The organism is Endozoicomonas sp. ONNA1, assembly GCF_024606325.1.
Lineage (GTDB): Bacteria > Pseudomonadota > Gammaproteobacteria > Pseudomonadales > Endozoicomonadaceae > Endozoicomonas_A.
Genome location: NZ_JAHHPN010000570.1, coordinates 1 through 3,070 on the forward strand (window position 1 = coordinate 1; position 3,070 = coordinate 3,070).

General features: G+C 45.6%; 3 protein-coding genes. All 3 read left to right on the top strand.

The features are described 5' to 3' along the window. Positions 1-626: hypothetical protein (locus tag KDK19_RS13140; protein WP_257292139.1), on the top strand; the 626-nt coding region annotated here is incomplete at its 5' end. A 105-nt stretch (positions 627-731) separates the two neighbouring features. Next, the gene (locus KDK19_RS13145; protein WP_257254422.1) at positions 732-2,216 is read left to right on the top strand and encodes a hypothetical protein; all 1,485 of its coding nucleotides are present in this window, start codon (positions 732-734) and stop codon (positions 2,214-2,216) included. A 104-nt stretch (positions 2,217-2,320) separates the two neighbouring features. Then, positions 2,321-3,070: hypothetical protein (locus KDK19_RS13150; protein ID WP_257292140.1), on the top strand; the 750-nt coding region annotated here is incomplete at its 3' end.

The following is a 3,070-nucleotide window of genomic DNA, read 5'->3' on the forward strand; positions in this document are numbered from 1 at the left end:
CCGGTTGTGGTCGTTTAAAGCCTGAAAGATTTCTGGCTGTTATGCTCTCTCTATGTGAAAGCGCTTACCAAGACGCTTTTCCAAAAACAGTTATTGGTATTGGCTCGGGGCAAGCATTTCTTGAAAAATGTTTTAGTTTGATGGGCGACATTAATGTTAAATGCTATGACAAAGAACCATTAACTAACTTTTTACCTGTTGAACAAGCTGAATTCCCAAAAGATATTGACAAGTGCCTGCCTTATGATTGCAGTCATTGTTTACTGGTTTCAGCCTATCCACAAGGGTATTTAGGTCCTGTACTTTCGGAATTTATTCGACGGGGAGGGGAAATGCTCTGCACCACGATTGAGAATGATTTGTTTAGTGACATGCATGAAGGATATGAAGACGATCCCGAGGTTCTCAGGGACGGGATTAGACAGTTAAGGAATAAAAATGGAGAGTGCTTTGAAGTTGAATTAACTGATTACACGTTGATGGGGCCTCCATCAAGTATCCAGTTTTACAATTGGCCATCAAGTGTTAAGCAGCTTATGCTCGACTCTCACGATTCTTCGGCTATAAACGGTTATTGTGTTGATATCGTGTTTCCGCAATTCTTGGAATCAAGTTCCGATGAGTAATTGTTCTCCGGACAGCAGGGAGGCTTTTGTCTATTTTATTGCACTACCACATTTTTGGCCTACCTTTTCAACTTGTAAACACGAAATGAATTTGAGGGTAGAGTTTTGAAGAAAACACTTTCAGCGACACTGCTGTCGCTGCATTGGTCGTTATCTTTGATCTGTCAGGCCGAACCGTTGACAGGACATTTTGTTGTCGAGCATAAACAGAAGAATCAGAGCCTTTCTATTAAGCGAGACCTGAATTCATTGCCGGGCAGCCCGTCAGACATTGTCGACACTGACGGCTTTGCAGGATCAATTTTGCCGCCTGATGACAAAACACAAAAGCTTGGCGGTTATGGGCTGAAAATGACCTCTATTGAGTCCATTTCATGGCAATTGCATTGGGCTGTCTATATGCTGCTTACCTACGGACTCTTCTGGATCATCAAAGATGCGGCTCAGGACGGCGGACCTTATTGGTGGATATTTGCAGAAGGGATTGTTGCTGTCGGCTGGCTTTTAGAAAAAAACTATTGGAACACCGTTTCACCGAACCCAATGGATAAACCGGAGGCAAGTCAGAATGACTCGTTTGCGATCACCACAATGATGCTCTCCGGACAAGGTCAAAAACAAAATAACAAACCAAACCAGTCATCAGCATCATCCGGTCAGCAAGCCTCTGGGGCAACTACTCATCTTACAGGCTCTATCACCGGCCCACTGTCTTCAGGCTCTGGCGGGGGTAACGAAGGCCCTGAACAACATGACCAGTATACTTTGGATATAAATTGTTATATCGATTTTTGTCATGGCGTTTGTAAACTACGAGCATCATCCGATAGTACTGAGCCCGCTGAAGGGGCGCTGAATTTCTTAGAAACTTTGACAGACCATGCAGCAGGAACAACAGAGCAAGGCTTGCCTTTCCCACGAGAGAATGATCTCGGTCAAACTCTGGGTGATTCTGAGAAAAGCGTCCATCGGTCATCGATTAAAACCGACCCTGGAAATGGCTGTAAGAATACATACCCATTGGCTGCTGTGGCAGTCGGGGAATTAACCTGCGATTTAAAAGTGTTTGGCGTGGACGCGCGGAAGCGGTCATGCGGGATGGTCTGCAAGGGTTCGAAAGCTGTGCGGTACCACATAGAAAAGCACAAGGAACGGCGTGAGTGCTTTCTTAACAGAATCGACATGATGAAAATGAGAATAAGAATGAGAAGAGCCTCTCTCTACCCCGGGCAACACCCTTGTGATGAGAGAGTGGCCGGTACGGATGGCGAGGAGCAACGGTGTGGTGTGGTCTTGGATAATCCTCAGTCCCTGTGGTGTCACAAATTAAGATTTCACACCGGACCACAAATCAGTGAAGAGCAAGAATTCTGGGAGGATGGCCTGCCACACACATGTGGGCAGAGCTGCGAAAATGCCCCGGAGTTGGTGCGTCATAAAAAAAGATTCCACGAGCTGCGAAAATGCCACGAAATAGTGTTCTGTGAGAATGGCCACCTTCACCCATGCGGAATAGTCTGCGCGGATCTTCGAGAGTACTTTCGTCACATTAGCATACATCGAGAAAGTGAGTCTGTTGATAGGCAGTAGGTCGATGACAAAAAAGAGGTTTGTTCTCTTGATCTATCATTTTCCTGGTCTAATTTCCCCACCTAAGAAAGTTAAAACATAAAATGGATGTAAGGATAAAGTTCTTGATACACCTACGTTTTGTGACGCTGCTGTTGCTGCTGTCCTCGTCGTCTGTCATCTCTCAGGCTGCACCATTGAAAAGAAGTTTTGTTGTCCAGCTTCAACAGGATGGAGGTTCTCCGGGCCGGAGCTTTTCCATAAAACCTAACGAGCCGATGTTAGGCAACCCATCATACATTGCCGAAACAGACGGCTCTGCAGGATCAATTTTTCCGCCTGACGACAAACCACAAAGATTTGGCGGTTTTTGGGTAAAAACGGGCTTTTTTGATTTGATCTCGTGGCAGTTGATTGACGCCAATCATTTTCTGGTTGCTTACGAACTGGTTATGACCAACAATGACTTCGCTCTGGGCATCAAACCTTATTCATGGATACCAATAGAAGCGTTTTTCGTTGTCGGCTGGCTTTTACAAAGCTATTGGAGCACCGATTCACCGCTGTTTAGTCTAATGGGTAAACTGGAAGCAAGTCAGGACGACCCATATGCAATCACCACTATGACGCTCTCGGGTAATGGCCAAGAAAAAAACCAACAAAAAAACGAGCCAACAAAATCATCCGGTCAGCAAGCCTCAGGAAAAACTGCTCAATTCAAAGGCTCTCTCACCAGACCCGAAAATTTCGGCTCTGGCGGTGGTAACGAAGGGCCTGAACAACAACATACTTTCTGTTTAAATTGTTACGTCGATTCCTGTCATGGTGTTTGTAAACTCAGACCATTATCCGATGGCGATGGCGATGGCGATGGC